Source organism: Blautia sp. MSK18_10 (assembly GCF_020553185.1).
Taxonomy (GTDB): domain Bacteria; phylum Bacillota; class Clostridia; order Lachnospirales; family Lachnospiraceae; genus Blautia_A; species Blautia_A wexlerae.
The window spans coordinates 63,922-90,897 of sequence record NZ_JAJCGT010000006.1; the positions used below are offsets into that span (position 1 = coordinate 63,922).

General features: G+C 38.5%; 25 protein-coding genes and 4 pseudogenes. 7 read left to right on the forward strand and 22 right to left on the reverse strand.

Going from position 1 to position 26,976, the window contains the following annotated elements:
• Positions 1–36 precede the first annotated feature (36 nt).
• The 6 genes from LI074_RS04660 to LI074_RS04685 all read right to left on the reverse strand — a co-directional run bounded on the left by LI074_RS04660 (position 37) and on the right by LI074_RS04685 (position 7,122).
• Positions 37–1,023 carry an SIS domain-containing protein gene (locus LI074_RS04660; protein WP_173700945.1) on the reverse strand — a complete coding sequence of 329 codons (987 nt, stop codon included), beginning with the start codon at positions 1,021–1,023 and terminating at the stop codon, positions 37–39.
• Positions 1,024–1,166: 143 nt separating this feature from the next.
• On the reverse strand, positions 1,167–2,027 hold the full coding sequence (locus LI074_RS04665; protein WP_025577722.1) for a PfkB family carbohydrate kinase: 861 nt from the start codon (positions 2,025–2,027) through the stop codon (positions 1,167–1,169).
• A 59-nt stretch (positions 2,028–2,086) separates the two neighbouring features.
• Positions 2,087–3,058, reverse strand: coding sequence for an SIS domain-containing protein (locus LI074_RS04670; RefSeq protein ID WP_055058814.1), 972 nt, complete (start codon positions 3,056–3,058; stop codon positions 2,087–2,089).
• Between the two features lie 43 nt (positions 3,059–3,101).
• Positions 3,102–4,523 (reverse strand): YfcC family protein, encoded by a 1,422-nt coding sequence (locus LI074_RS04675; RefSeq protein WP_055058815.1) that lies wholly within the window; start codon positions 4,521–4,523, stop codon positions 3,102–3,104.
• 35 nt (positions 4,524–4,558) lie between these two features.
• Positions 4,559–6,130 carry an amidohydrolase family protein gene (locus LI074_RS04680; protein WP_055058816.1) on the reverse strand — a complete coding sequence of 524 codons (1,572 nt, stop codon included), beginning with the start codon at positions 6,128–6,130 and terminating at the stop codon, positions 4,559–4,561.
• 269 nt (positions 6,131–6,399) lie between these two features.
• Positions 6,400–7,122, reverse strand: a complete 723-nt coding sequence (locus LI074_RS04685) for a GntR family transcriptional regulator (protein WP_055058817.1) — start codon at positions 7,120–7,122, stop codon at positions 6,400–6,402.
• A 347-nt stretch (positions 7,123–7,469) separates the two neighbouring features.
• Here LI074_RS04685 and LI074_RS04690 point away from each other — a divergent pair.
• The 3 genes and pseudogenes from LI074_RS04690 to LI074_RS04700 all read left to right on the forward strand — a co-directional run.
• Positions 7,470–7,775: pseudogene (locus LI074_RS04690) on the forward strand (IS1634 family transposase); the annotation flags it as partial.
• Positions 7,776–7,917: 142 nt separating this feature from the next.
• Positions 7,918–8,040, forward strand: a complete 123-nt coding sequence (locus LI074_RS04695; protein WP_259838393.1) for a hypothetical protein — start codon at positions 7,918–7,920, stop codon at positions 8,038–8,040.
• A gap of 572 nt (positions 8,041–8,612) precedes the next feature.
• The gene (locus LI074_RS04700) at positions 8,613–9,797 is read left to right on the forward strand and encodes an SAM-dependent methyltransferase (RefSeq protein WP_026649491.1); all 1,185 of its coding nucleotides are present in this window, start codon (positions 8,613–8,615) and stop codon (positions 9,795–9,797) included.
• On the opposite strand, the gene LI074_RS04705 is transcribed toward LI074_RS04700, so the two are convergent.
• Positions 9,763–9,993, reverse strand: coding sequence for a hypothetical protein (locus LI074_RS04705; protein ID WP_265107645.1), 231 nt, complete (start codon positions 9,991–9,993; stop codon positions 9,763–9,765). The two genes, LI074_RS04700 and LI074_RS04705, sit on opposite strands and share 35 nt — an antisense overlap.
• A 155-nt stretch (positions 9,994–10,148) precedes the next feature.
• Positions 10,149–10,385, reverse strand: a pseudogene (locus LI074_RS17740) (DUF6783 domain-containing protein); the annotation flags it as partial.
• Here LI074_RS17740 and LI074_RS17745 point away from each other — a divergent pair.
• Together LI074_RS17745 and LI074_RS04710 are read left to right on the forward strand one after the other, a co-directional pair.
• Positions 10,344–10,433, forward strand: a complete 90-nt coding sequence (locus tag LI074_RS17745; RefSeq protein ID WP_318269296.1) for a DUF6783 domain-containing protein — start codon at positions 10,344–10,346, stop codon at positions 10,431–10,433. The pseudogene LI074_RS17740 and the gene LI074_RS17745 overlap by 42 nt on opposite strands.
• A gap of 93 nt (positions 10,434–10,526) precedes the next feature.
• A complete protein-coding gene (locus LI074_RS04710; protein ID WP_265107646.1) occupies positions 10,527–12,557 on the forward strand; it encodes a right-handed parallel beta-helix repeat-containing protein in 2,031 nt (676 codons plus the stop codon).
• A 223-nt stretch (positions 12,558–12,780) separates the two neighbouring features.
• On the opposite strand, the gene LI074_RS04715 is transcribed toward LI074_RS04710, so the two are convergent.
• From LI074_RS04715 to LI074_RS17750, 9 genes and pseudogenes are all read right to left on the reverse strand, one after another.
• The gene (locus tag LI074_RS04715; RefSeq protein ID WP_173705130.1) at positions 12,781–14,148 is read right to left on the reverse strand and encodes an MATE family efflux transporter; all 1,368 of its coding nucleotides are present in this window, start codon (positions 14,146–14,148) and stop codon (positions 12,781–12,783) included.
• Between the two features lie 19 nt (positions 14,149–14,167).
• Positions 14,168–14,368, reverse strand: coding sequence for a hypothetical protein (locus LI074_RS04720; RefSeq protein WP_055058821.1), 201 nt, complete (start codon positions 14,366–14,368; stop codon positions 14,168–14,170).
• Between the two features lie 334 nt (positions 14,369–14,702).
• On the reverse strand, positions 14,703–16,061 hold the full coding sequence (locus tag LI074_RS04725) for a NosD domain-containing protein (protein WP_265107647.1): 1,359 nt from the start codon (positions 16,059–16,061) through the stop codon (positions 14,703–14,705).
• A 65-nt stretch (positions 16,062–16,126) separates the two neighbouring features.
• Positions 16,127–17,608: a glycoside hydrolase family 32 protein gene (locus LI074_RS04730; protein WP_118136105.1), complete on the reverse strand. Its 1,482-nt coding sequence runs from the start codon at positions 17,606–17,608 to the stop codon at positions 16,127–16,129.
• A gap of 18 nt (positions 17,609–17,626) precedes the next feature.
• Positions 17,627–18,457 (reverse strand): carbohydrate ABC transporter permease, encoded by an 831-nt coding sequence (locus tag LI074_RS04735; RefSeq protein ID WP_118136107.1) that lies wholly within the window; start codon positions 18,455–18,457, stop codon positions 17,627–17,629.
• A 50-nt stretch (positions 18,458–18,507) separates the two neighbouring features.
• Positions 18,508–19,386: a carbohydrate ABC transporter permease gene (locus LI074_RS04740; protein ID WP_118340273.1), complete on the reverse strand. Its 879-nt coding sequence runs from the start codon at positions 19,384–19,386 to the stop codon at positions 18,508–18,510.
• A 179-nt stretch (positions 19,387–19,565) separates the two neighbouring features.
• The gene (locus tag LI074_RS04745) at positions 19,566–20,795 is read right to left on the reverse strand and encodes an ABC transporter substrate-binding protein (protein WP_173721209.1); all 1,230 of its coding nucleotides are present in this window, start codon (positions 20,793–20,795) and stop codon (positions 19,566–19,568) included.
• Positions 20,796–21,144: 349 nt separating this feature from the next.
• Positions 21,145–22,125, reverse strand: coding sequence for a LacI family DNA-binding transcriptional regulator (locus LI074_RS04750; RefSeq protein ID WP_118330553.1), 981 nt, complete (start codon positions 22,123–22,125; stop codon positions 21,145–21,147).
• 376 nt (positions 22,126–22,501) lie between these two features.
• Positions 22,502–22,609: pseudogene (locus LI074_RS17750) on the reverse strand (DUF6783 domain-containing protein); the annotation flags it as partial.
• Here LI074_RS17750 and LI074_RS17755 point away from each other — a divergent pair.
• Positions 22,586–22,639 (forward strand): annotated as a pseudogene (locus LI074_RS17755) (hypothetical protein); the annotation flags it as partial. The pseudogenes LI074_RS17750 and LI074_RS17755 overlap by 24 nt on opposite strands.
• Before the next feature lie 243 nt (positions 22,640–22,882).
• Here the strand turns inward: LI074_RS17755 and LI074_RS04755 are convergent.
• Positions 22,883–23,341: a ferritin-like domain-containing protein gene (locus tag LI074_RS04755; protein WP_026649487.1), complete on the reverse strand. Its 459-nt coding sequence runs from the start codon at positions 23,339–23,341 to the stop codon at positions 22,883–22,885.
• Positions 23,342–23,699: 358 nt separating this feature from the next.
• On the opposite strand from LI074_RS04755, the gene LI074_RS04760 reads away from it, so the two are divergent.
• On the forward strand, positions 23,700–25,067 hold the full coding sequence (locus LI074_RS04760; protein WP_173745071.1) for an MATE family efflux transporter: 1,368 nt from the start codon (positions 23,700–23,702) through the stop codon (positions 25,065–25,067).
• Positions 25,068–25,090: 23 nt separating this feature from the next.
• Here the strand turns inward: LI074_RS04760 and LI074_RS04765 are convergent, their stop codons facing one another.
• From LI074_RS04765 to LI074_RS04780, 4 genes are all read right to left on the reverse strand, one after another.
• Positions 25,091–25,519, reverse strand: coding sequence for an SseB family protein (locus tag LI074_RS04765; RefSeq protein ID WP_173745070.1), 429 nt, complete (start codon positions 25,517–25,519; stop codon positions 25,091–25,093).
• Positions 25,520–25,576: 57 nt separating this feature from the next.
• Positions 25,577–25,912, reverse strand: coding sequence for a hypothetical protein (locus LI074_RS04770; RefSeq protein ID WP_019163047.1), 336 nt, complete (start codon positions 25,910–25,912; stop codon positions 25,577–25,579).
• 88 nt (positions 25,913–26,000) lie between these two features.
• Positions 26,001–26,318 carry a YbjQ family protein gene (locus tag LI074_RS04775; RefSeq protein WP_019163048.1) on the reverse strand — a complete coding sequence of 106 codons (318 nt, stop codon included), beginning with the start codon at positions 26,316–26,318 and terminating at the stop codon, positions 26,001–26,003.
• Positions 26,299–26,940: a MerR family transcriptional regulator gene (locus LI074_RS04780; RefSeq protein ID WP_055060018.1), complete on the reverse strand. Its 642-nt coding sequence runs from the start codon at positions 26,938–26,940 to the stop codon at positions 26,299–26,301. Before LI074_RS04780 ends, LI074_RS04775 begins: the two co-directional genes overlap by 20 nt.
• Between the last annotated feature and the right edge of the window lie 36 nt (positions 26,941–26,976).

Here is a 26,976-nt window from a genome sequence, read left to right on the forward strand (position 1 = left end):
TTCACAGCTCAATAATACCCATATAATTTCACTTTCCTATTTTTCCAGTTTACTACCCATATATCTATGAAAATCAGGATCTGACGGAATATTCAAATCTATCTTTCTTGCCCGTGATGTCATAACAAACAACATTTGTACAGGCAGAATATATTCCAGAATTGAAAACTCAGGATCGTCTGTAAATTTACAGTTCAGTATATATTTTATATTTTCATCTACCTGTTTGGAATTAATCCCAAATAAACAGTAACCCTGCTTTGTATAATAATCGAACAATTTTTCCATTCGATTTCTTTCATAACCATTAGGTGGAAAAATATATAAAAAGTTAGTTTTTGAAGTGACAGCATTATACATACCATGCATAAATTCTTCTGCCTCATATCCCCTCACCGGAAATCTGCAGGTCTCAGAAAATTTTAATATTCCCTCCAGTAGCAAACTCCTCATTTTATTACCGGAAATAAGTATCATATCTTCATTATCTTTTAGTTTCTCTGATATTTCTGAGCACCAGAGTTTGCTTATCTGCAGAATATTTTTCATATTCTTTATTACAACATCTATTCGCTTTTTATAGTTTTCAGCTTCTTTTTCTGTAATCCTTCCAATGCTTTCGGCAGTATCAATAATCCATATCATCAAAGTCAATACTGTTGCCGTAAAACCTTTGGTTGTTGCACCAGCATCTTCATAACCACATTCAATATATATGTTAGCATCTGCATGTCTGGTAATTTCCGTATCATATTCACCGGTCATTGAAATTGTGACAATGCCGCGCTCTCTAACATCATCCAGTGCCTTTATGACTGCTGCACTGGTTCCCTGTTGTGAAATTCCTGTTACCACTGCGCTTTTTGAAATAAGTTCATAATCCTCTATAAGCATTACTGGGTATACAGGTGTAACCCGTATACCCAGTAATTTCTTTGCAAAATCGGCTACAGCTACTGCTGCATTATAAGAAGATCCTGAACCTGTCAGGTAAATTTCTGATATTTTCTTATCTTTCAGCACTCTGTTGCTGTCCTCAAGAATTTCCTTCTTATTTTCCAATATGTATTGCAGGATATCAGGAGTCTCATATATGTAATCCATTGCATTTCCATGGTACAGCATATATTTTCTCCTCTTTGTCATTCACTCTATATATTATATTTCTAATCCTCGTATGGTTTTCCGTATCCAAAAGCACCATTGAGTGTACATACATGTGCTGCAAATTTAGAAGCTTCTTTTAAAGAAGTACGGATTGCTTCCTGTCTGTCAGTTCCTCTTTTCAGCTGATCAATATAACAATCCATAAAAGAGGTCAAAAAAGAATCTCCGGCACCCATTGTATCTACCACATTGTCAATAAGTGTTGCCGGCTGTGTATAAAACTGTTCACCATCATACATAATGCAGCCTTTAGAACCTCTGGTAAGAGATACCAACTCCGGTCCCAGGGAATGAATAAATTTCAGATGTTCTTTTGCTGCTTCATCATCTCCGTCAAAAGAACAAAATGCATATGTAATGTATGGTGCATATTTTTCATAATATTCTTTGGAAGAGTCATCAGAAAAATCGAAGGAAATTTTTATACCAGCCTCTTTCATAACTTTCAGCTGTGATTCTGTATAGCAATAATTTCCCGTATGCACAAAATCAAATTCTTTCATATATTCAAGGTCAAAACGGTCAAGAATATACGGAGTCTTTCCTCTTACTCCACCTTCATTATAATCCCCAAATATACGGTCTCCATCACGAAGTGTACATTTAGACCATCCGTTTTCTCCTACCAACTGTTTGCACTTTACAGTTTCAATTCCAAGTTCATTTAATACTGAAATTACAAATTCTGCAATGTCATCACTTCCAAAATATCCCATATATGCAGCTCTCTCTACACCAAACATTTTGGAATATGCACACAGATTTACACAGTTCCCGCCTGGATACATCATATGAGAATGTTCATACAGATCAACTACATTATCACCAAATCCCAGTACTTTTGTATTATACTTTACCATTTTTCTTCTCCTTTTTCATCTGGCAGATTCATATCTGCCAGACTTGTTACGAAAGAATATTAATATTCTACAACACCCATGTATCTTCTCATATCAAGAGGATGTCTTCTCTTGTCCTGTAAACCTGTACGATATGCTACTGACATTGCATAGAATACCATTGGGCAGAAGTATTCATTTACGCTTTCGTCAATTGCATCAATTCCAAGTTCCTTAGCATCAATTACTTCATATTTCTTTCCGTATTTTTTCAGGAAAGTAAGTGCTCGTTCATCCATAACTCTGGCTGCACCTGTTCCCATAAGAAGAATGTAGAGATGGTCTTCATCTGTGCATTCGAATGGCCCATGGAAATATTCACCGGAATGCAGATAGCAGCAATCCATCCACTGCATTTCCTGAAGAGAACAGATAGAGAAACCATATGCCTGTGAATAAGAAGCACCAGAGCCCATAATATAAAGGAACGGCTCTTCAAAATATTTCTCAGCAAATACCCATGTACGGTTCTGTACTTTCTTTACTGCTGCACGGACAATACCGTCAGCTTTTTCAAGTCCATCCAGTACAGCTTCATATTTTGTATAAGATGGCTCCTGTAACTTCATCAGTTCATTAAGAACACGCATTACAATTCCCTGCGGTCTTTCTTTTTCATTTGTATCATCTTCCCAGCTATATACGACTGGATTCATATCTTCCTGTGCACAGATAGAATTTGGATTATGTGTCATAGTAATCACTGCTGCACCACGTTCTTTGGCAAGTTTCGCTGCATTTACAGTTTCATTTGTATTACCACCATGAGAGCAAAGAATTACAAGTGCACCCTTTTTCAGAAATTTGGATGGGGATACAATCAACTCTTTTGCTGTAAGCCAATGAGAGTGCATAGTTTCTGATTCTGCATTGATAAAATAGAATCCCGGATAAAGATCCACTAAAGAACCTCCACATGCTGTAAAAAATACATCTTTAATCTGTCCCTGCTCTTCATAGATTTTTTTGATTAATTCTTCTGGTCTGTTCATTTTAATAATCTCCTTTTATTTATATTTTTTATTTTATAGTTTTCTATAATCCTGCTGAAATTGTACAGAATACAATTGCTATAACAGCCATGATCAAAAACATTTTCCAGATAGTTTTCCACCACTGTCCAAATGAAATCTTGCAGATTGCAAGCCCCGCTACTGTTGTTCCTGCTACTGGACTCATAAGGTTTGTCAACTGATTTCCATACTGTAAAGCTGTAACTGCCGCTTCCGGATTTACACCATGAAGGTCACATAAAGGTGCCATGATTGGCATAGATAATGCTGCCAGTCCTGAGGAGGACGGTACTAACAATGTCAGTAAAGACTGAACCACATACATCACTGCCGAGAAAACAACATTATTGGATTTTTCTACCAGTCCACTTAATGCATTTAAAATAGTATCAATAATCATTCCATCCTGCGCAATTACCATGATTCCACTGCAAAAACCAATTACCATAGCTGCAAATGCAATATCCTTTACGCCATTGATAAACTCTTCTGCTATTTCTGTTTCATTCATACCACCAAAGATTCCCATCAGGATTCCCATTCCCAGAAAACACATGGATAATTCATTCATATACCAGCCATTTTTTACAAGTCCTACTACCACTATAACCATTCCGATTACAAAAGTGAGGAGCACCAGCTTCTGACGAATTGTCATTTCCTGATTAAAATCAATATCCGTATTCATTTCTTTTTTCTTGAGCAAATCATCCTGATACGTAATAGACTTTTCAGGATTTTTCTTAATCTTAAATGCTCTCCAGGTTACAAAAGCAATAACCAAAGCCATCATAATCACAAACTGGAGCATTCTAAATACCAGCTGTGGATTTCCCTGAATCCCGGCAATGCCCTGTGCAATCAATACACAAAATGGATTTACTGTAGATGCAGCATAACCAACTGTTGCAGATAAGCAGACTGTCATAAAAGTAGTCATGGAATCATATCCCATTGCAAACATAATTGGCATGATCAATAAATAAAATGGAATCAACTCATCTGACATTCCAAAGGTACTTCCACCCAATCCAAAAAGAACCATTAGAATCGGTATGATCAGAATTTCTTTTGCTCCAAGTTTTTTCACAATCTTCTGAATTCCCATATTCAGTGCATTAGTCTTGGCCATAATCTGAAATACACCGCCGATAATAAAGACAAATGCAAGAACCTCTACCATCTGTTGAATTCCTTTTCCAGGTGCCATAAGTACCTGAGCAATTCCCTGTCTTAAATTTGTTCCATCTTCAAGAACTTTATCTACCGAATGATAAGTTCCTGCTACTGCTACACTTCTTTCTCCTGCAGAAGTTTCCATTACCTTTCGTTCAAACTCACCACTTGGAAGAATCCATGTAAGTATTGCCACTACAATTATCAGGAAAAAAATCAATGTGAGCACATGTGGCATATGAAGTTTGAATTTTTTCTTTTCTTCCATTTTACCTTCCCCTTTTCTTATTGTTTTCTGTCAGATCAGTTTTTTTCTGTCTGACTATTTTCTGTAAAAACGGTTCTTCCGTCCATGATTGTCATTACAACCCTTGCATCCCTGGCATCTACCGGATTAATTTCAAGTAAATTTCTGTCAAACACAGTAATATCTGCCAGTTTCCCTTCTTCTAACGTTCCAAGCACTTCTTCCATACCCAGATTTTTCTGTCCACCGATTGTCCATGCTTTCAGAAGTTCCGGTACAGTAAGAGTATTTTCTGATTGAAATGCTTCAGCACGTCCATCCATGTATCCTCCACAGGAATAATAGATAGATTCCGGTATACTGGTAAGCAGTAACGGTAAATCTGTGGCACCACTTAAATTCATTCCACTGTCTTGCATTTTACGGCGGTTCCAGTAATATTTTCCACGCTCTGTACCTATCGTCTGTTTAATATTATTAATCAGCACATCTGCCGGATCCAGTGACATAATCTGAAAATATAATTCTGCTGTTACCCCAATCCGACCAAGGATTTCCAAATCCTTTGGATCTGTAAACTCCATATCTGTAATTGCATGTCTGTTTTTCAGCTTTCCCTGAACCTTCTTGCATTTCTGATAAATTTCTGTAATTTTTCCTACTGCACCATCTCCCTGTGCATGTAAAGACCATCTGAAATCTTCTGCATCTGCTGCCAGAACGTCTTTTTCAATTTCTTCATATGGAACCGGATCTTTACAGCAGAAATCCTGATTTTCATATGGCTCTTTTAAATCACCCTTATAAGAAGCAATCGTACCATCAGTCATCCGGTTAAAACCACTGAAACGAATCTTATTTCCTGTAAACTGCTCTCTCATTCTGCGGGCATAAACAAGATTCATTCCTTCACCTACAGGCTGTGACATAAAGAAGGTTCTCAGATTAAGATCTTCAGAATCTTCCAGTTCTTTAAGATAATCTGTAAATCCATAGAAGTCATCAAATCCCATTTCCTTTACAGTAGTTACCCCTCTGGAATTCATCATTTTCATATAATCTGAAAATTCCTTTTTAATAAATTCCCGGTCATTCAGATATTCTCTCATGATGCGGTAATAGCTTTCCGGATAACATGTTTCTGCCGAAAACTGATAAATATTTCTGGCTTTCTGATTCATAATACAACAGGAACGATCTGCCGAAAAAATGATCACCGCTTTATTTGGAAATTTCTCTTCCAGCATTTCTTCTCCGTTCTGCCTGTCCCACATCTCCGGATTCCATCCATGCCCCAGTAATGCTCCCTCCGGATGTCTCTTCTGCTCATATTTTCTCAGAATACAGCATCCCTCTTCATTATCTGTCACTTTCGAAAAATCTGCTCCTACATGATAAATTGCATATCCGGTAAAAAATGTATGAGTATCTGTAATTCCCGGCATAACCAGTTCATCCCTGAAATTAAGAACTTCCTGTGCCTGATTCAAAATATCTTTTTCAGGTTTTCCTGCTTTTTTTTCGACAATATGATTTCCACTTAAACACAGATATCCTTCGTAATCTTTCTCATTTATACCGTCAAAAAGATGTTTTGCAATAATCACTTTTGAAAATCTTTTTTTCATTTATCACGTCCTCCTTTCTTGGTTTGTATTATATCATCATATAACGTCATAATACAATATGATCTTTTGGGCAAATCATAACTTTGTGAATTCTTGATATTTTATTCTTTATTTTTTTGTCTATAACACACAAAAAAAGGATTTCCGTTTCTCATTTTCAGAGTATATTTCTGTGCTGAAAACAAGATTTGAAATCCTTCTTTTTATTCAATATAACCTTTCGTGTTTAAACGGTTCTTCACCATCTATTAATATTACATTTTCGTTGTCTATATGGAAATTTTGTAACGTGAACCAGCAATAATTTCATAACTGATATATAAAGGTTCTTCTTTTTCATTATTAATATAGCTTGCCAGAATCATAACAGGTTCTCCTTCATTCATTCTAAGGTATCCTGCCACTGGTTGAGAAACTGTACTGACTTCTACTGTACTTCTCGCTTTTTCAGATTCTTTCATATGATATTCTTTATTGAGAAGACGTGTAAGAGATCCATTTTCCAGCTTTTCCACCTGAAAATCTGGAAGAAAATCGGTTGGAATATAAATATGTTCATAAATAATCGGCAAGTTATCGGCTGACAAAATTCGTTCTATGTGATATATCTTAGTATGTTCAGGTTTAAAAAAATCCTGCTGCCATTCCTGCATTTCCATAATATGACAGGAAATGATATGTGAAGACGGCTTTCTTCCATTTGAACGACACGCTTCAGAAAAACTCATGTTGTTATCATTTTCTATTTTACGATATATTTTGGGTATTTCCACAAAAGTTCCTTTTCCCTGTCTTTTTACAAGAAATCCCTGAGAGCATAACTCTTCAATTGTTCTGCGCACTGTAATCCTGCTGACCTGATAGGCAGCGGATAATTCTCCTTCTGTGGGAATCTGATCTCCCTCCTTATATGTTCCCTTTCGAATCTGATCTTTTATCTCTTTCATTAACTGAGCATATAATGGTAACTGTGATTTTTTATCCAAACTCATTGATGACTCCTTCCATATGCAAACATTATATAATGTTATATTATATCATATTTCTTAGAAAATCGCAAAAAACTGTCAGAAAAAAATCAGAATCCGACATTGTCAGTGAACACGGGAGTTTGACAGTTGAATATAAGAAAAAATGCTTGCAGTCCTTATGGTACCTGCTTTTTTATGTCAAATTTTTTGCTTTATTTTATAGTATTATATAGCATTATTTTCAGAAGTGTGTAGAGGGATTTTCCATGAAAGTAACTACATCAAAATCAAAAAATTCGGAATCCTTTTATATTGCCAAAAGCTATATTAACAATAAGGGAAATGCAAATAAACAAACTTCTTTAAAACCACAGTATGCAAGATATCAGAAATCCGTTTGAGATGCCCAGATAGAACGTGCTGAAAAAATGCTCAGCACCGGTACGATAAAGAAGGAACGTAGGAATCCGAATGATCCTGCTCGATTCATAGGGAAAGTCGCAGCAACTGAAGATGGAGAAACTGCAAAGATCCACAATTATCTGGACACAGAAAAGATCGAACAGGAAGCCTTATATGATGGGATGTATGCAGTAACTACAGACCTCTTAGACGATGACGTAAAAGATATCTTAAAAGTCAGCGAAGGTCGTTGGAATATTATGCCGATATTTTAGAAATGCCGATTTTTGACTTTCTGAAATATTGGATTTATAAGACTTTGTAAATATATCGGCATTTCTCACTATAGAGACGTAATCAGTCATTATTATAGTATTTCATTTGATGAGTATGAGACAATCTATGAGATAAGCGATGTTGATGATGAAGACACGGTATAAACTTAGCGATAGTGACAGTTCCATCTTTAAGGATGATGTGATGTTCAAGTATGCCAATGACGAAGATACTATCAAGCGGCTTTGTGGATTGAAATAAATGCCGATAGTTCATTACTTGTGCCTGACATTGGGTCAGGCATGGAATCTTATAGAAAATTTATCGGCATTTCTAAAATATCGACATATGGGAAATCGAGAAATGTTTCCGTATAATGAAAACTGATTTTGAAACAAAACCATTTTTTCTTCAAGACGATATACGCATAAAAGCCCATTTCCTTATCTGTTTCCTTGCATTAGTGATATATCGTTACCTTGAAAGAGACCTGGAAAATGCCATCAGCTACGAAACGATCTTGGATAAACTAAGAACGATGAAAAGGCCGGGAATAAAATACTATATTCCAAAACAACACAAAAAATCGCCGAACCTCAGTAAAATCAAGAGGTACAGCAATTTTTTTGTTTAGTAACTGTCAAAGACAGGATTATAACTTGTGTTTCTTTGATGGTCAAGATGTTTTTTGTGAACTTTTTGTTTCTTCTTCTATTTCCATTATTCTGCTACAAGTCTGACCAATTTCCCAGATATCTTTGTTTAATTCTCCCCTTGACGATAAGCGCCCCCAAAGGTGTATCATAGTTTTGTGTTAAAGGAGGTAAACTATTATGTTTGAAACATTAGGAGAAAAGGCTGAAGAAAAAGCAATGGTGCAATTCCTTGAACGCTTTACGGACTATCCATTTCTGGTAAAGTTCAAGAATTCCGAATATCCAATCGGAGAGGGAGAACCCACATTTACAGTAAATTTTAAGGAAACAATTCCTCTGGCCGAGCTGCTCAAAAGCACTTCCCTGGCATTAGGCGAGGCTTATATGCGGGGAGATCTGGATATTGAAGGAAATCTTTACGAGGCACTGGATCATTTTCTGGGACAGATGAGCAAATTTTCTACCAATGAATCTGCTCTGAAAAAGATCATGTTCAGTTCTACATCCAAAAAGAATCAGGAAAAGGAAGTCACCAGCCACTATGATATCGGAAATGATTTTTATAAATTATGGCTGGACGAAACCATGAGTTATTCCTGTGGCTACTTCATTCATGACGATGACTCTTTATATCAGGCACAGGTTAATAAAGTAGATTATATTCTGAAAAAATTGCATCTGGAAGAAGGTATGAGTCTTCTTGATATCGGCTGCGGATGGGGTTTTCTGCTGATTGAGGCTGCCAAAAAATACAAAGTACATGGTACAGGAATCACTTTAAGCCACGAACAATATACAGAATTCCAAAAGCGCATCAAAGATCAGGGCCTGGAAGATTATCTTACAGTGGAACTGATGGATTACCGCGATCTGCCAAAGCATGACTATCAGTTTGACCGGGTAGTCAGTGTGGGAATGCTGGAACATGTTGGCCGTGACAATTATCAGCTCTTCCTTGACTGTGTAGAGAAAGTTCTGAAACCGGGCGGATTATTCCTGCTTCATTTTATCAGTGCACTGAAAGAACATCCGGGTGATCCATGGATCAAGAAATATATCTTTCCAGGCGGAACCGTTCCCAGTCTGAGAGAAATCCTGAATCATATGGCAGAGGACAATTTCCACACTCTGGACATTGAAAATCTACGTCTGCATTACAATAAAACTCTGCTCCACTGGGAAAAGAATTTCCGTGAGAATATAGAAAAGGAAAAGACCATGTTTGATGAATCCTTCCTGCGTATGTGGGAACTTTACCTGTCAGCATGTGCTGCAACCTTCCATAACGGAATTATTGATCTGCACCAGATTCTGATGACTAAAGGAATCAATAATGATCTGCCAATGACACGCTGGTATTAAAATAACTGCCTGGATTTTTGTTTTTAAAATCCAGGCAGTATATATATGATATTCCAGTACAGACCAGTAATCCATAGCAAGGGTTCTGAGCTGAATTTCTACCAGTTCTTTCTGTCTGCTCCTCTTCCTTTTTCCTCGGAACCGGCTTCTCACTCTGCTTATCCTGTTTTTTATTCTTTGATTTCTTTTTATTCATGATAGCCTGCACTTTCTGAAAATATTTGTATTTTTTATAATATATCATCTGCAGAGTATTTACATCAAAATCTATGTGATATGCAGGCAAAAGTTACTGGTAAATAAAGCCCGGTATTTACTCACTATTTTAAGTTTTAAGTATCAAGATTTATTCTATTTATAGGATTTTTGCCAGAAATTCTTTCGTTCTCTTATTTTCGAATCCGACGTTTTCAGTGAACAGTAATGAATCATCACAAAATTCATACAAAATGACACAGGATTCCATTGTTTCGCTGCATATCTACATGCTACACTAGAGTGTATCTGAAAAATCATTCCCGCAATCTGCACGCCCCACTTTGCGGTATATTTTGTCCGAATTCGGTTGTCGTAGTCCACTACGACGCCCTCATCCGAACAAAATCTCCCACAAATTGTGACGCACATCTTGCGTAAAGCATTTTTCAGACACGCTCTAGATTACATATCTTATGGGCATTTCGCCCGCAAACAGAAGGATTCAGGCCAGAAGGCCGGGAGGTTTTTATAATGATTATTTACGTTGATGCATCCGTGATCCAGACCGGAAACGGAACAAAAGAAAATCCATTCAAAACTATTCAGGAGGCCGCTGCAAAGGCACTTCCGGGAGATGAAGTCATCGTTGCACCGGGATTATACCGTGAAGCTGTTAATCCGATTCACGCTGGAACGGCAGACAAGCGTATCACCTACCGTTCTGCAATAAAAGGACAGGCGCACATTACAGGAAGTGAAGCTGTCAAAGACTGGGAAAATGTAGAAGGCACTGTATGGAAAGCAGTCATTCCAAACGGAATCTTCGGTGATTATAACCCATTTACTACCCTGGTATCCGGAGATTGGTTTATCGCTACATTTATTGCTCATACAGGAGATGTATATCTAAATGAAAAATCCATGTATGAAGTAACCACTCTGGATAAAGTTAAAAATCCACAAAAAAGTACTATCTCATGGGATCCTGATTTCTCTGTATATACATGGTACGCAGAACAGGATGAAGCCAATAATCAGACAATTATTTATGCAAACTTCCATGAAAAAGATCCCAATAAAGAAAATGTTGAGATCAGTGTAAGAAGAAACTGCTTCTATCCAGAAAGTGAAGGAATCGGATATATCACTCTCTCCGGTTTCCGCATCAGTCAGGCTGCTACTCAGTGGGCTCCCCCTACCGCTTATCAGGAGGGAATGGTCGGTCCTCACTGGTCCAAAGGATGGATCATCGAAGACTGTGAAATCTATGAATCCAAATGCAGCGGTATTTCTCTTGGTAAATATCTGCAGCCTGAAAATGATAACAAATGGTTAAAGTGGAAATACAAAGACGGAACTCAGACAGAACGCGACTGCATCTGCCAGGCTTCCTATGAAGGATGGGATAAAGAACACATCGGTTCCCATATTGTACGCAGATGTGAGATCCATGACTGCGGTCAGACAGGTATTGTAGGACATCTTGGAGGCGTATTCTCTGTTATTGAAGACAACCATATTCATCACATTAACAACAAGCAGAATCTGGCAGGAGCAGAGATCGGCGGTATCAAAATGCATGCTGCTATCGATGTTATTTTCCGCCGCAACCATATCCACAACTGCACCCGTGGTCTGTGGCTTGACTGGCAGGCACAGGGAACCCGCGTTACAGGAAATCTCTTCCATGACAATGCTCTTCCTAATGACTTCGAGGCAGGGGATGACGCTGTCACAAGCGTAGGAGAAGATATCTTCGTTGAGGTTTCCCATGGTCCGACATTAATCGACCACAATATCCTGCTGTCTGACCGTGCACTGAAAATTGCAACTCAGGGTGTTGCCCTTGTACATAACCTGATCTGCGGTGGCTTCGTTTCTGTTGGTATCGGTACAGACAACGGTGCACCTGATATTCCATCTCCGAGATATACTCCATATCACACCAAACACGAAACTCAGGTTGCAGGATTTATGACCATCCTTCATGGAGATGACAGATTCTACAACAACATCTTCGTTCAGAAACCAATCCGTCCTTGTATGCAGGATCTGGCTGATCTTATGGGTAACAATGGAAATATGTGGGATGACTGCAATGTGATCACAGGAACTTTCAAATTTAACGGATATCCAACCTTTGATGAATGGAACAGACAGTTCGAAGGTTACTGCGGAATGGGTTCTGAGACAACAGGCAACTGCTATTATGATCATCTTCCTGTATGGGCATCCGGCAATCTCTATTTCAATGGAGCACGTGCATGGGAAAAAGAAACAGATGCAGTCACAGATACAGAACACACTGTAGATATCTCTGTTGAAGAGAAAGAAGATGGCTGGTATCTGAAGACCAACCTGTATGATATCATCAAAGAAGAAAACGACGGTATCATCTCAACTGAAACACTTGGTATGGCATTCGAACCGGAGCAGAAATACGAAAATCCTGACGGAAGCCCGATTATCTTTAATCAGGATTTCTTTGGAAATCACAGAGATGTCAAAACTGTCGCAGGACCATTTACGGATAAAAAAGCATCTGAGCAGAAGCTCTTTTAACCTGATATCCATATAGTCAATAGCTTTACCATATATAAACCATACATAAAAACAGCTATGAAGAGTACAGATATTTTTATCTGCAGCTCTTGCATAGCTGTTTTCTTATTTTGTCATACTTTTTTATAGCAGTCCTAATAAATAATGCATTTAAGACAGTTCAGCAGAGTGCGAAAGACAAGGAAGATATCTGACGCAGAATTTCACACTCTGATGGGCTGGATTATGATGCATTATTTACTCGGGCTGCTATAGATGCAAGCATTTTTGTAGACTTTCGGATGCACCACAGGCATGTCGGAAAAATATAGCAGGTTGCTGTGATCCAGGCAGTCTGGTCTGCGAAGCAGATGGCTGTGAAGCCAAAAGTTCCTACAAATCCAAGACAGACAACTGTTCTGGCGATCATTTCTGTTACGCCGGAGAAAACGGCTCTGCCTGAATATCCAAGTCCTTGAGTTACCATACGGGCGACATTGAGAATACCAAGACTCCAGTAGAAAAATCCCATACATCTGAGGTATTTGGCAGAGGCATCCAAAACTGCCACCGCACTCTTTCCAACAAACAGCATAGAAAGTGTATGCCCTGCAAAAATCAGTAAAATTCCTGCCGCAATACCATATCCTACTCCCACTGTAATACCACAGCGCAATCCTTTCTTAATCCTGTCAGACTGTCCTGCTCCAAGATTTTGGCTGCAGAATACAGAAGCAGAGGTTGCGATAGCATCAAATGGACACATGGTAAACTGCTTGATCTTCATTGCTGCAGTAAAAGCTGATACATATGTACTTCCAAGCCCGTTGTTCGCAGACTGCATAACCATACTTCCGATAGCTGTGATGGAGAACTGAAGTCCCGTAGGCATTCCCATTGCCAGAAGTTCCTTTACTGCATCCCCTTTTATTGTCCTGTTTTCTTTCTTGAGCCACAGAAGTTTCATTTTGCGGATAATAAAAATAAGGCACAAGATTCCACTGATCGCCTGTGCGGAAATGGTTGCAATGGCAGCTCCGGCACATCCAAGTTTCAGCACTACGATACAGAATAAATCCAGAAAAATGTTCAGAACAGCAGATAACGCCAGAAATATAAACGGTGTCCTGCTGTCTCCCACTGACCTCAAAATACTGGACAGATAGTTATATAAAATCGTAAAGGGAATCCCCAGGAAAATGATTAGCAGATAACTATATGCATTGTCATAAATGTCCTCTGGTACAGATAAAATATGCAGAATCTGAGGACATAAAACACTGCATAATGCTGTCAGGATCACTGCGATTCCTGCACATAGTACAGCTCCATTAAAGATATAATCCCGCATTTTTTCTATTTTCTCTGCACCGAAATATTTAGCTACAGGAACACCAAAGCCTGTACAGCTTCCCATGCAGAATCCCAGTACCAGAAACTGAATACTGCTGCTGGCTCCTACACTTGCCAGTGCTTTTGCGCCAAGAATCTGGCCTACGATCGCAGCATCAATAATATTATAAGTCTGTTGCAGCAAGTTTCCTAATAATAAAGGAAACGCAAACTGTAACATCAACTTCAGCGGATTGCCCTTTATCATAGATGTGGTCATTTCTATTTATCCCTCATTTTCATTCTTCACATGGAGTTCTCTTGGCAAAGTCATGCTTCCATAAGCTCCCGGCTCGGAACTTGATCCAGTTCCCATAGATATGCTGCAGTTCTTTTATTTCTGTTTTGTTTTCTTTTACCTTCTTCAGGCTCACACTGCCTTTTTTCCCGGCTTCTGGTTTTACAAATAATTCCAGACATTCATAGTTTCCTGTGTACATATGTAAAAATCCCCTTTCTGAATTTTGTCTCCGATTCACTATATATCTATAGTACTGACCTTCTGCCGACATAATCTTACTATATCATAGCAAAATCACGAGGAGTTTCAATAAAATATTTTGACATTTTTTTATACTATTTTATCCTGTATGATCCCATATAAAAAGGATGCCGGGAGCAAATCCGACATCCTTTTTACTGTTAACTTATGTTTATTTACAGTAGCCTCGTTATAACTATACGAGAGTATTATAAATTTTCCCAGTTCTCTTTGATTACTGTGCCTTTTTTCTTTTAAAATCATGAAATTTTTTACAATTTATAATAATGCAATCAAGACAGTTCCGCAGACTGCGAAAGACAAGGAATTCCCCGAAACACATTTTCTGCAAAATCCATAACTGCTTCATTTTCTCTGCATGTATCCAGTATTATATTATCCAATGATGCCTCATCAACATATACTGCTTCAATCGGAAGTTTAACCAGTTCATCCATACTTAACAATGCTCCAACCTGCGCATCAAAGCAGGATTGATTTTCTTCACTTTCTTTTTTATCAGTTTTTGTAGTTGCCACAATATGATTGTTTGCAATGTAATTTTCTCTTCCGGAAACCAAACGAATGATTATCGGTTTTACGCCTGCCGGTTTCAGATATTGCTGTTCAATCGTCTCCGAAATGTGATTAGCAATCAGTGAATTGCTACTTCCCTGAATATGAATCAGGCCAAAATCATCCTCTAATCCATTATCATATTCCAGCATCGGAGGCCATGGTTCATGGTCTCTGAGAAAATGATTGGAAGATATGAGATTTTCTCTACAATTTTCCATTATCAGCATTCCCGGATAAAAAGAATGAAATCTGTTTGCAGTTACTGATGATCTAAGAACACCCTTAAGATGTACTATACTTTTTCCTCTTGGAAAAATGTTATTGGAAGTAATCAGAAGTCCTCCAAAATTTTCGGCAAAAATTGTATAACCTCTATAACCAGCCCCCATAAGATTATCTGTTATTTTAGATGCCTGTCCGGCTCCACGAAGTTCTACACAATTTCCACATTCTGCTATAAAATTATCATGAACAGATAATGCATCAGAATTGTAAAGAGTCACTCCATGCTCCAGATAAATAATACCCATGCCTGTAATTCTGAAAGAATCCTGTGCACTGGCTACATAAATTCCTGTTTTTCCATTTAAATATGTATTCTCTGGATCTCCATTTCCGTCATCTACAAAATGGAGTCCATCAATACAGAAATTTTCAAACTCCACGGAACTGATTCTCGGATCTCCCTCTCGTTCCACCAGAAAAGCAGCACCGGATCTTTCATCCCCCTTTAATGGTTCCAAATCTACCAGAATCCTGCTACCGCCCGGCCAGATGTCATGAAGATCCTTCCACTGTTCTTTTGGCACATTATATCGGATACTTGAAGACACAAATCCATGTCCTGATCCTTGGATTTTCAAGTAACTGATGTCAATTTTCACCTGCGTTTTTAAATGATAATCTCCAGACGGAATATAAATTACTGCTCCCGGTTTTCCTCCATCATTTACATTTGTATCCTTCTGTCTGTTCTTGATGTCTGCAATGATACTGTTGATCACTTCTCCGATATCCGTATATGGGTTACCTACCTGCCAGTCAGTGACATCATAATAATTATTACGTTTCATTTCAATACTCCTCCTGCTTTCAGTTCATGTCAAGCGGATATTCGCAATCCGCTCCGCTACTTGATTCAGTTAAAACACTCCTGCAATCCATATGCTTCATAGTCTCTGATTACCGCTCTTCCACCAAACGCAGATATACTTATTGCATCCTGATCATTTCCTGCAAAAATATTATTGGAATGATTATTTCTGTATTGATCTGTAAATATCTCCAGAGAACTCTGATCTGAAAAGATATGTACATCCAGACTTTTTTCGCTGACCTTAAGTACACTTCTGGATGTTCCTACACTCCATCCATCTGCACAGCTTCTGTCTACCAGCAATTCACCATTTTTCAGATCAAAAATACAACGGGATTCTTTTTCTTTTCCGCATCTGAGCTTCAGTTCTACCCTGTCTGCATCAGTTTCTTCAAGATCCAATGTAAATTTCATCTCAAAGCTGATTCCATCTCCTGCTTTTAACTGCTGAGGTGTTTCTGTAATCTGTATTTCCCGTTGCGTAAATTTGTTTTCACGGATTTTTTCCATTTCCTCTACAGGAACAAACGCCAGCGTTCCATCCTTGCACATCCGAACTTCACGAATCACATTAAAAAATCCGCACCAGCCCTCCTGATAAGTAGGTCCCCAGTCCTTAAAGAGAGGCATCCATTCCCATTCATTCGCCCAGGCAACAATCAGACGTCTTCCATCAGGAGCAACCATGGACTGTGGCGCATAAAAATCAAATCCCCAATCCATTTCACCACTGATATGCCAGTCAAATTTTCCTGTTTTGTAATCAAAATCTCCTGTCAGGTATACTGATGTATGATCTCCTGAGCCCATTGGAGAAAAAGTGAGAACATATTTATCGCCAAGCTGATAAAAATCCGGACATTCCCACATGAATCCCCATTCTCCACGGCTTTCTGCCAGCACGTTTAAAAAATTCCAATGATAAAGATCTGCAGATTCATATATCAATGCTAATCCTCTGTTATTACGACTGGCCCCTACAACCATATAATATTTATTTTCATGCTTCCATACCTTTGGATCGCGGAATGAATCCGGCTGAATACCTTCCGGTGCATCAAAGAGAGGATTTCCGTCATACTTTTCAAAATTTATTCCATCTTCACTTATAGCAAGACACTGGCTTTGCTCACTTCCGTTTCCATGATTTGCAGTTGCCGTATAAAATACATATAACTTACCTTCGTGTTCGATTGCACTGCCGGAAAAACATCCACCTTTTTGATAATCATCATACTCTTCACTGGGTGCCAATGCCAGAGGCAAATATTCCCAATGAACTAAATCTTTGCTGACTGCATGTCCCCAATGCATACAATCCCAAAATCCATTATATGGATTAGTCTGATAAAACACATGATACTGTCCGTTAAAAAAGATCAGTCCGTTAGGATCATTCATCCACCCGCTCTGGGGCATAAAATGATAATGCTGACGCATTTTTCCATTTTGAACAATCATCTTTTTACTGTCAATTTCTTTTTGCGCGTTTTCTATTCTTTGTCTCATTAATATTTTATTCACTGGCTTTCTCCATTCTTATTATCCTTTTACAGCTCCTGCTGTCATTCCCTGAACAATGTATCTCTGTGCAAACATTGATAAAATCATTACCGGGAAGCTAAATAAAAATGCTCCTGCACACATCGGTCCAAGGTCAAGATTATACGCTGACAGGAAACCGGCAAGACCTACTGTAAATGTTTTAGCATTCATACTGGTCAGCAACAGAGAAATAAGAAAATCATTCCATGCCAAGAACAATGTAAATATAAAGGCAGTTGCAAGTCCCGGCTTACAAATCGGCAAAATAACCTTTCTGAATGTCTGAAGGCTGGAAGCGCCATCTACATATGCAGCCTCATCCAAAGTAGACGGTACTCCCTCATAAAAACTAAGCATTGTCCACATTACAAAAGGCATGTTTACTGCCGCATAAACAATAATCAATGCAATTCTGGTATCATACAATCCCATATTACAAATAATCTCATAAATAGGTACTGCAATACTGGATGTAGGAATCATTTTCAGACATAAAATCAATACCACCAGCCCTACTGACAGCTTCGCTCCAGATCTCTGAATAGCATATGCAGCCAGTGAACCCAAGATAACTGCAATAATTGTACTGCAAACTGCTGTAATCAAACTGTTCAGCAGATACCCACCCGCGTTCATTCTTACAAATAATTGAGTGAAATTTTCAACCGAAAAGCTTTTTGGAAGAAAAGATGGTGGAACAGCAATTACCTCTGATCCGGGTTTAAACGAACAACAAATTACATAAATATATGGAAGCAGCCAGAATATTGTAATAATTATAGAAATAATAACTGCTATTTTTAGTTTGATACTATTACCTTTCTTCATTTTGGTCTCCTTATTGAATCCTTTTTACTACTGTTTTTCTTTGACAGCTTTTACTTTTTCTTTGGATTCCATAAACTCTGCATAAATACTAATGTAAACACTACAAGAACTATGATAAAGATAACAGCCATTGCACTGGCATATCCTGTATTATTATACTTTACAAGTGTCTTATAAATAATAATACTAATTGTCTCCGATGAACTGTTAGGTCCACCTTCTGTCATTGCCCAGATAATGTCAAAAGTCTTTGCCGCATCTATAATTCTCACTGACAATGCTGTCAACAGAACCGGTTTAATTCCCGGTATTTTTATGTAAAAAATTTCCTGCAGCTTACTTGCTCCATCCATTCTTGCTGCTTCTGACACGCTGGTATCCAATCCCTGAAGGCCAGCCAGAATCATCAGCATCATAAACGGTGTAGTCAGCCATATATCTGCAATACAACAGGCGATCAATGACCATCGGGAATCTGCAAGCCACAAAATTTCACTTGGACTGGATAAGATCCCTATTCTGGTCAGAAACTCATTGACAATACCAAAGTTTGAACTCATCATCAATTTCCAGATAAGACCTGCAACCAGCGGTGCGATCATAAGTGGTGTCATCATTAATGAACGTACTATTTTACTGCCCTTATAATCAAGTTCAAATAATAATGCAAAAATAAATCCCAAAACTGTTTCCACAGATACCGCAATCAAAATATAAATCAATGTATTTTTCAGCTGCTTCAAAAAACCGCCAGCTGTAAATGCTTTAATATAATTATCAAATCCAATAAAAGTTCTGGCTCCTGTAATTCCAACCTTAAAGAAACTGTCAAATACCATTTTAAAAATAGGATAAATCAAAAAGGCACCCATGAAAATCGCGCCAGGAAGAAAAAACAGCAATAGTGTTTTTTTTGATATCAATTTCATAATATTTCCCGCTTTCTTATAAAAATCAAGGGCGATTTACTCCCTGCATCATACATCATAGATTAGTAAATTCATAGTTAGTGTGTTCGATGTCCAGGTAAAATCACCCTTGATTTAATTACATTTTTTATTATTTGGTAGATGTCTGCAATCTGCTTTTTCTTTATTACTTTGTCACTTTACTTCCCAATTGCTTCAATCTCTTCTTTTGCAGATTCAAGGGTTTCTTTCACATCTGCTCCACCAAGACAGGATTCTACAACACCTGTAAGAACCTGCTCTACCTGTGACCAGGTTGAAATCATAGGTCTTGGCTGAGACTGTTTTTCATTCAATGTGTCAAGAACTGCTGTTGTATGCTCATTACCAGCCTCTTTTCCAGCTTCCTCATAAACAGAAGTTCTGCCGGCAATTTTAAGGGTTCCGTTCATATAATCTGCATTATGATCGTACATATATTCTACATATTTCAGTGCCATGTCTTTATTCTCAGAATTTTTCATTACACATTCATACCATGGACCTGTGGTTGCTCCTGCTCCTGCACTGCCGGCAATCATTGGTGCACATCCCACCTTATCTGCTCCAAGTGCCTCAACAGCTGCAGGATACTGATGGCTCCAGTTCAACTGCATTGCAACTTTACCATTATTGAAAAGTTCCTGAGACTCTGTAGAAGCAGTAGCCAGAGAATCTGATGGCGTACAATCTTCATTTGCCATTTCAACCATAAAATCAAGCGCATCCACATATGGCTGATCTGTAATATTTACATTTCCATCCTTGTCATATACTAATCCATCTGCACCGGCCTGGCAGGCAAAATCAAGGAAGGAACAAACTGCGTCAGAACCACTTCCAAAAACTGTTGTTCCGTACATATCGTCTGTTTTCATTTCTTTTGCCAGTGCTTTATATTCATCCCAGGTCTTTGGCACTTTATCTTCCGGAATCAGATCTTTTCTGTAAATAAGAATCTTAGCGTTTACCCACATCGGATATCCCAGAAGATTACCATCTACTGTTCCGCTTTCTTCCAGCGTTGGAAGGAAATCACTGGTATCTGCATCTGTAATTGGTTCGATTGCATCAGCAAAAGCTGCCAGCCATACGAAATCCATGCATGAAACATCATGAGCAGCCTGTCCTGCTTTAATTTCGGTAGAAAGCTTATCATACATACCAGTATAGGCAACAGCATCAACAACAACCTTACAGCCTGTTTCTTTCTCAAAATCAGCTGCTGTATCATTGGCAAGTGCTTCTGCAGGTGAACCACTTTCTACAAGAACTGTAATACTGCTTCCATCGTCTTTTTTCTCACCTGCAAAACAGGGAACTGCCATTCCTGTAAGCATACTTCCAATCACAGTTGCTGTAATTAATGAATTAACAATCTTTTTTCTCATTTTTAATCTCCTATTCTTAAAGATTCTAAATTCCATGATATTAAATATCATGCCGTTCCATTTACATACTGCTTCAACCGCTTTAGATATTCTCCGGAGTAATCTAATTTTACGGGTTAACATTGAGAAAACAGATTTTGTTTTGCAATGTGGAACGCGTTCCACATTGCTTAAAAAAATTATTTGTTTTCTTCGTCTTGTTAATTTTATTATAACCTTTTTATAGTTTTTGTCAATCTGATTATGTGTTTTTTATTTTTTTTATAAATTATGTCCAAATATTTTGTACTTGTCTTTGTTTTTCATCCTTTATTTTGTAACAAATGCACAACTTATGTATGACGTCTGTTTATACTGTTGTTCCGCCTTTACGGAATTCAGGTATTAAAATACTTTTTTTATTTTTCACTTTTTTTCCATTAATTAGCTCACAAAGGCTTTTTACAGATTCCTCTGCCATTCTGTCAATGGGCTGAACAATTGTACTTATTTGCGGTTCTACCAATTCTGTAATATACGTTCCATCATAAGAAACTATTTTTACCTCTTCCGGGATTTTTTTGTGTTGCCTGAGCAATCCATTCATGCATTCAATAGCCAGTCGGTCTACACCAAACACACCATCAAATTTCAGATTTTTTTCCATAACTTCTTCTGCAACCTGATGATAATACTGAATATCCAAACGCCGCCAGTCCAGATCATAACAATAGGTTTCTATTCCCTGCTCATCCATAATTTTTTGAAATTCTGCATGACGATCATGATATAAAGACTCTTTTTCTGCTGTACTTCTGAAATGAAGTATTCTTTTGCAGCCATTACGCAGCAACACTTCTGCTGCCAGGCGTCCACCCATTTTATGGTCCACAGCTACTACCGGAATTTCTTCTCCCAGATATCTGTCAAGCGCAACAATCGGCTTATGAATTTTAGAATACTCACTTTCATCCAAAGAAGACATTCCCGCAATTATCCCATCTACAATATGTCTGTTCAGCAAATCCAGATATTCAGCTTCAGCCTTTACATCTTTCAATGTGTTACATAACATAATTTTGAAGCCGGCTTTGCGCAGTTCCCCTTCTACACAATCAACAAACTCAGCAAAAAAAGGATTGGATACATTCGGTACAAGTACCGCAATTATACCACTTTTTTTATAATACAGATTTCTGGCAAGTTCATTCGGTGTATAATTCAATTCCTTCATAGCAGCTTCTATTTTGGCCCTCGTATCCAGAGAAACATATCCACTGTCATTAAGCATTCTTGAAACTGTTCCCACACCTACTCCTGCCATTTTTGCAACATCTTTAATCCCTGCCATTTTTTCCACACTTTCATATTATGATATTAAATTCCCAAGTTTAAAATTTGTTCGAGCGTACACGATGAGATATTTAAACTTAGAACTTGTCAAACATTAAGAAACAACGATTCAAGTAATGAATCAGCAAATTCCAAATATTTATGATTTCATGACTTCACTTAGAAGATACCTGAAATTCATCATCTAGAGATATACCTTCTGCAAATAAATTATTTTTAATATTATCAGACCCAAAAAATCCAATACAAATACTCCAACAAATATAAATAATATACTACTAATGAGTAGTGTATTATATTTACTATATTCATTCAAGTATTTATAAAAAATTCTTATTCATTCCTGCCAAAATTCACTATTACACCTTACGTAACTAATCGGAATTCCTAGAATGTGTTTGAAAAATGCTTTCCGCAAGATGTGCATCACAATTTGTAGGAGATTTTGTTCGAATAAGGGCGTCGTAGCGAGCTACGGAAAACAAATTTGGGCAAAATATATCGCAAAGTAGGGCGTGCAGATTATGGGAATGATTTTTCAAACACGCTCTAGCAATTATCTTATGGCTTTTATCATGACAAATTTTACAAAATTTTTCATAAAATATCCCAACATTTATACCATCATATTTTTTGTAAAATAAGATGTACCTGGCAAGAGACAGTCAAAACCAATTGTCTCCTGTCAGGTAATTATAGCAGTCCTGGTATAGAATTTTCCCAATATGCTACTCTGCTCAATGCCTTAAGACTTCTTATGCCATTCCATTCACAGTCTTATACTTATACAGCATCTCTGCATGATTCTGCTCCTCAATCTGTATATCAGCCAACAGCTTGCGTACACCACTATCGCCAAAGGCAAATACATCATCATTGTATGTTCCTGACACCAGCTTCTCTGTACCAATACAGTCTGTTGCAAGAAACGCATCGTGTTGTTTATCTTCCGGTGAACTCATAGCTGTATAGACCGCTTTTGGCTGATAATCTCTGCCTGATCTGTCATTACAGTTACATTCAGGCACACTTCCGGAAAGAATCATTGACAAAGACTCATAATGCTTCTGTTCTTCCTGCTGGATATTCCTGAAAAGATTTTTAAGCTCCGGGTCTCTGGCCTGTTCTGCGTATTTTCCATACTTTTCCACACAGCTTTTCTCTTGTGTCTGAAGATCTTCGATTACTGAACGTTCCTTTTCTTTTAAAATCATAGTCTGTTGTCTCCTTTTTTAAGAAATACTGTATTTTGTTACATGAAAATAGTATGGATAAAAAATGCTTTTTTATTCTCTGTATCATGACTTATGACAATTTCAGAGAATATTTTGTGTTACTGTTCACATGCCACTGTCCCGCGAGGTGTTTTGGCATGAATATGCCAAAATCCCGAGACATACAAGCCAAAATTCCATTGCCGCAGGCAATCTGGAATGAATTTTGGCTACGTTACTGTGAACGGAGTGAACAGTAACTATTTTGTTCCAACACCACTGTATCAGAGTGAATTTCTGTTTACTTTATGATATACTTATATGCACGATAAAAGTTTTAAACTTAGGAAGATTTATAATGAAACGAATTGATTTTGAAAACGGAACTGTGACCAACAATATATTAAGCGCTGCGCTTCCCATGCTGGTAGCGCAGATATTGAATCTTTTATACAACATTGTGGACCGTATCTATATCGCCAGGATCCATGATATAGGAACAACTGCACTTGGCGCTGTGGGCTTATGCTTTCCAATCATCATGATCATTACTGCTTTCAGTAATCTCTTTGGTTCCGGAGGTGCACCAATTTTCTCTATCAACCGCGGAAAAGGAGATTCCAGGACTGCTGACATGATCATGAATACTGCTTTCACCATGTTATGTGGAAGTGCTGCTGTGCTGATGCTGATCGGATTTCTTTTTGCCCGCCCCTTACTGACTCTGTTTGGTGCTTCAGATGATGCTCTGGTTTATGCGTATCCCTATCTGATGATTTACCTTCTGGGTACTCTCCCTTCCATGATAGCAACAGGAATGAATCCTTTTATCAATGCACAGGGATATGCCATTATCGGTATGCTGTCAGTAACAGTCGGTGCAGTGGCAAATATTATTCTTGATCCGATTTTTATTTTTGTTCTGAATATGGGGATTAAGGGTGCAGCGATTGCTACTGTCATCTCTCAGATTCTCTCTGCCTTGCTTGTATTTTATTTTCTTCATGGAAAATCAGAATTGAAGGTAAGATGGATTCATATAAATGAGATTTCTGAGTGCACCAGACATGCCAGGGATATCATCAGTCTGGGGTCTGCTGGATTTATCATGCAGCTGACTAACAGCCTGGTAAGTATCTGCTGCAATAATGTTCTTTCCGTGACAGGCGGTGATATTTATATCTCTGTCATGACTATTATATCCAGTGTTCGCCAGATGGTGGAGACGCCTATCCATGCGATCAATGAGGGAACCTCTCCTGTTCTCAGCTACAATTACGGAGCCAGACGTCCTGACAGGGTAAAGAAAGCAGGGGTTGTTCTGATCATTATGGTTCTGATCTATACAGGTATCATGTGGAGCGTCATTCTCATTGCCCCTGAATTTCTGATTGGAATCTTCAGTTCAGATAAATTGTTATTGAAGGATGCCGTTCCTGCGCTGAAGCTTTACTTTGCAGCCTTTATTTTTATGGATCTGCAGTATATTGGTCAGACAGTGTTTAAATCATTGAATAAAAAAAAGCAGGCTATTTTTTTCTCCCTGCTTCGTAAAGTATTTATCGTGGTTCCGCTGACTTATTTCCTGCCCTATGGATTACACATGGGCACAGATGGCGTGTTTATGGCAGAACCGGTATCCAATGTGATCGGTGGTTCTCTGTGTTTTATTACCATGTTGGTTACAATATTGCCTGAATTAAACAAAATGGGAAACTCCCGATAAGCAGAAAAGTCCTTTACATAGCTTCACACATTTCCCAATATAATATTAATCAGGTTCTTATCCAGCATGATCGTCCGGTTCCATGGGTTGAGGATGATTCCCTCAATTTCATTTACCTGTAATGCTGAATGAAAAAGCTGATCTATGTCTGTCAGAAAAGTGGATTGTACGCTTCCGCCGCCTTTCAGTTCTTCCTCAAAGCTTGTAAATGCCGCCCACCAGACTTTTCCATCTCCGGTTTTCACTGTGCCGATCCGGAGTTGGTTGTCTCCTGTGGGCGGTTCTACTGAAAGGATAAACTGGCCGTTTTCTCTCATTCGTCTACGGATTACAGTCAGTGTATGTGCCAGCATTTCCTGAGTGGCTTCCTGCTGCAGAGCAGCGATCGCCTGCTCTATTTTTTCATTTTCCTGAAGACCTTTGTCCTGATTTACATTCTTATTATCGCTCATATTAATATCTCTTTTATGCCTTTCATCGTTTTATTTCCAGTACATTTTCTGAATTTTTCAGCTTTTTGATGGCTTTCTCAGGATTTCATGCGGTGCTTCTATCTCATTTGCCAGCGTATGTTCTGTCAGCTCTGATAACAGTTTCAGCTTCTTATTGAGCAGAGGCCGCATACAGTTCGGAACATGTTCCTGGTGTGCTCTGTGGATTGCCACACATTCCTTGCAGTTTCCGTGATAACGACAGGCCTTCTGGCAGGAACAGTGATCCTTCTCCTTGTATTCTTCACGAAATTCTGCCGCGAATTCCTCCTGCAGACGCAGACCCTCTGCACGGTTTCCTTTATGAAACTCAGCCATTGCGTCTAATTCCTTCTGATTTCCTTCAATCTTCATATGTTGAATTTCCTTTCCCAGCCTTCATTACGGATTTTCTGCTTTACTTAAGATCTCTTTATGCGTTCTCTGCTCTTGTTCTTAATTTTTAATCCTGTTTATATTTCACAGCAGTTCCATATGCGATCACTTCTGCTGCCCCTGACATTACCTGGGAGGAGCCGTATTTCACACCGATCACAGCATCCGCATTCATCTCTTTGGCTTCATCCACCATACGCTTGGTGGCAATCTGTCTTGCCTCATTGAGCATTTCCGTATAGCCTGTGATCTCTCCGCCTACCAGAGTCTTCATCCCTGCCATGAAATCTTTTCCTACATTTTTTGTCTGTACAACTGTTCCCTTTACAATTCCCAGTGCCTCAAACTCTACACCCGGAATGTATTCAATACTTAGAAGCTTCATCCTCTTCTCCTCCTTCAATCTCTTTCATGCGTCCTGCAAGTGCTGCCAGGATTCCTCCGATGATCACAACCGGTATGGCAATCAGGAATATCAGCAGTCCGGTCGGTATGGGATCTTGTGTATTTGCCCACAGCATAAGCCCTATGGTAAATCCCATAAGCAAGATCATAACTACTGCTCCAATGATCGCTCCTGTCCTTCTTTTCTTACGGATATCTGTTTTCTTTATATCCATAAACCTTGCACCCTCTTTCTCCATCTGCTCGATTTCTTCCAGACAGTTCTCGGCATTCAAGGTATCCAGGGACTGATGCTCTGCGATCAGGCGCTCACACATTTCCTGCATTTTCACAAGGCCCTCCCTGCGGCGTTCCAGTTCTCCCAGGTGCTGTTCCAGACAAAACTGCAGGCTTTTCCTCTTTTCAAAAAGAGCTCTCATCTCTTCTATGGAAATATCCATCTTCCGGAATAATTTGATTTCCTGAAGTCTGGCAATATCTGCCGTATGATATTCCCGGTATCCGTTCTCTGCACGCTCCACATTCAGGAGACCCTGCTCTTCATAAAAACGGATATTCTTTCTGGTGATGCCTACCAGCTCTTCCACCTGTTTGATCTTCATACTGCTACCTCTTGCTTTCCTGACAGCAGATATAGC

Excerpts from the sequence above, each read along its gene's own strand:
- LI074_RS04665 (WP_025577722.1), bottom strand. The coding sequence starts at position 2,027 with ATGGTAAAGTATAATACAAAAGTACTGGGATTTGGTGATAATGTAGTT.
- LI074_RS04670 (WP_055058814.1), bottom strand. The coding sequence starts at position 3,058 with ATGAACAGACCAGAAGAATTAATCAAAAAAATCTATGAAGAGCAGGGA.
- LI074_RS04675 (WP_055058815.1), bottom strand. The coding sequence starts at position 4,523 with ATGGAAGAAAAGAAAAAATTCAAACTTCATATGCCACATGTGCTCACA.
- LI074_RS04680 (WP_055058816.1), bottom strand. The coding sequence starts at position 6,130 with ATGAAAAAAAGATTTTCAAAAGTGATTATTGCAAAACATCTTTTTGAC.
- LI074_RS04685 (WP_055058817.1), bottom strand. The coding sequence starts at position 7,122 with ATGAGTTTGGATAAAAAATCACAGTTACCATTATATGCTCAGTTAATG.
- LI074_RS04695 (WP_259838393.1), top strand. The coding sequence starts at position 7,918 with ATGTTGATGATGAAGACACGGTATAAACTTAGCGATAGTGACAGTTCC.
- LI074_RS04700 (WP_026649491.1), top strand. The coding sequence starts at position 8,613 with ATGTTTGAAACATTAGGAGAAAAGGCTGAAGAAAAAGCAATGGTGCAA.
- LI074_RS04705 (WP_265107645.1), bottom strand. The coding sequence starts at position 9,993 with ATGAATAAAAAGAAATCAAAGAATAAAAAACAGGATAAGCAGAGTGAG.
- LI074_RS04710 (WP_265107646.1), top strand. The coding sequence starts at position 10,527 with ATGATTATTTACGTTGATGCATCCGTGATCCAGACCGGAAACGGAACA.
- LI074_RS04715 (WP_173705130.1), bottom strand. The coding sequence starts at position 14,148 with ATGACCACATCTATGATAAAGGGCAATCCGCTGAAGTTGATGTTACAG.
- LI074_RS04720 (WP_055058821.1), bottom strand. The coding sequence starts at position 14,368 with ATGTACACAGGAAACTATGAATGTCTGGAATTATTTGTAAAACCAGAA.
- LI074_RS04725 (WP_265107647.1), bottom strand. The coding sequence starts at position 16,061 with ATGAAACGTAATAATTATTATGATGTCACTGACTGGCAGGTAGGTAAC.
- LI074_RS04735 (WP_118136107.1), bottom strand. The coding sequence starts at position 18,457 with ATGAAGAAAGGTAATAGTATCAAACTAAAAATAGCAGTTATTATTTCT.
- LI074_RS04740 (WP_118340273.1), bottom strand. The coding sequence starts at position 19,386 with ATGAAATTGATATCAAAAAAAACACTATTGCTGTTTTTTCTTCCTGGC.
- LI074_RS04745 (WP_173721209.1), bottom strand. The coding sequence starts at position 20,795 with ATGAGAAAAAAGATTGTTAATTCATTAATTACAGCAACTGTGATTGGA.
- LI074_RS04750 (WP_118330553.1), bottom strand. The coding sequence starts at position 22,125 with ATGGCAGGGATTAAAGATGTTGCAAAAATGGCAGGAGTAGGTGTGGGA.
- LI074_RS04755 (WP_026649487.1), bottom strand. The coding sequence starts at position 23,341 with ATGATTTTAAAAGAAAAGGAACGTTCAGTAATCGAAGATCTTCAGACA.
- LI074_RS04760 (WP_173745071.1), top strand. The coding sequence starts at position 23,700 with ATGAAACGAATTGATTTTGAAAACGGAACTGTGACCAACAATATATTA.
- LI074_RS04765 (WP_173745070.1), bottom strand. The coding sequence starts at position 25,519 with ATGAGCGATAATAAGAATGTAAATCAGGACAAAGGTCTTCAGGAAAAT.
- LI074_RS04770 (WP_019163047.1), bottom strand. The coding sequence starts at position 25,912 with ATGAAGATTGAAGGAAATCAGAAGGAATTAGACGCAATGGCTGAGTTT.
- LI074_RS04775 (WP_019163048.1), bottom strand. The coding sequence starts at position 26,318 with ATGAAGCTTCTAAGTATTGAATACATTCCGGGTGTAGAGTTTGAGGCA.
- LI074_RS04780 (WP_055060018.1), bottom strand. The coding sequence starts at position 26,940 with ATGAAGATCAAACAGGTGGAAGAGCTGGTAGGCATCACCAGAAAGAAT.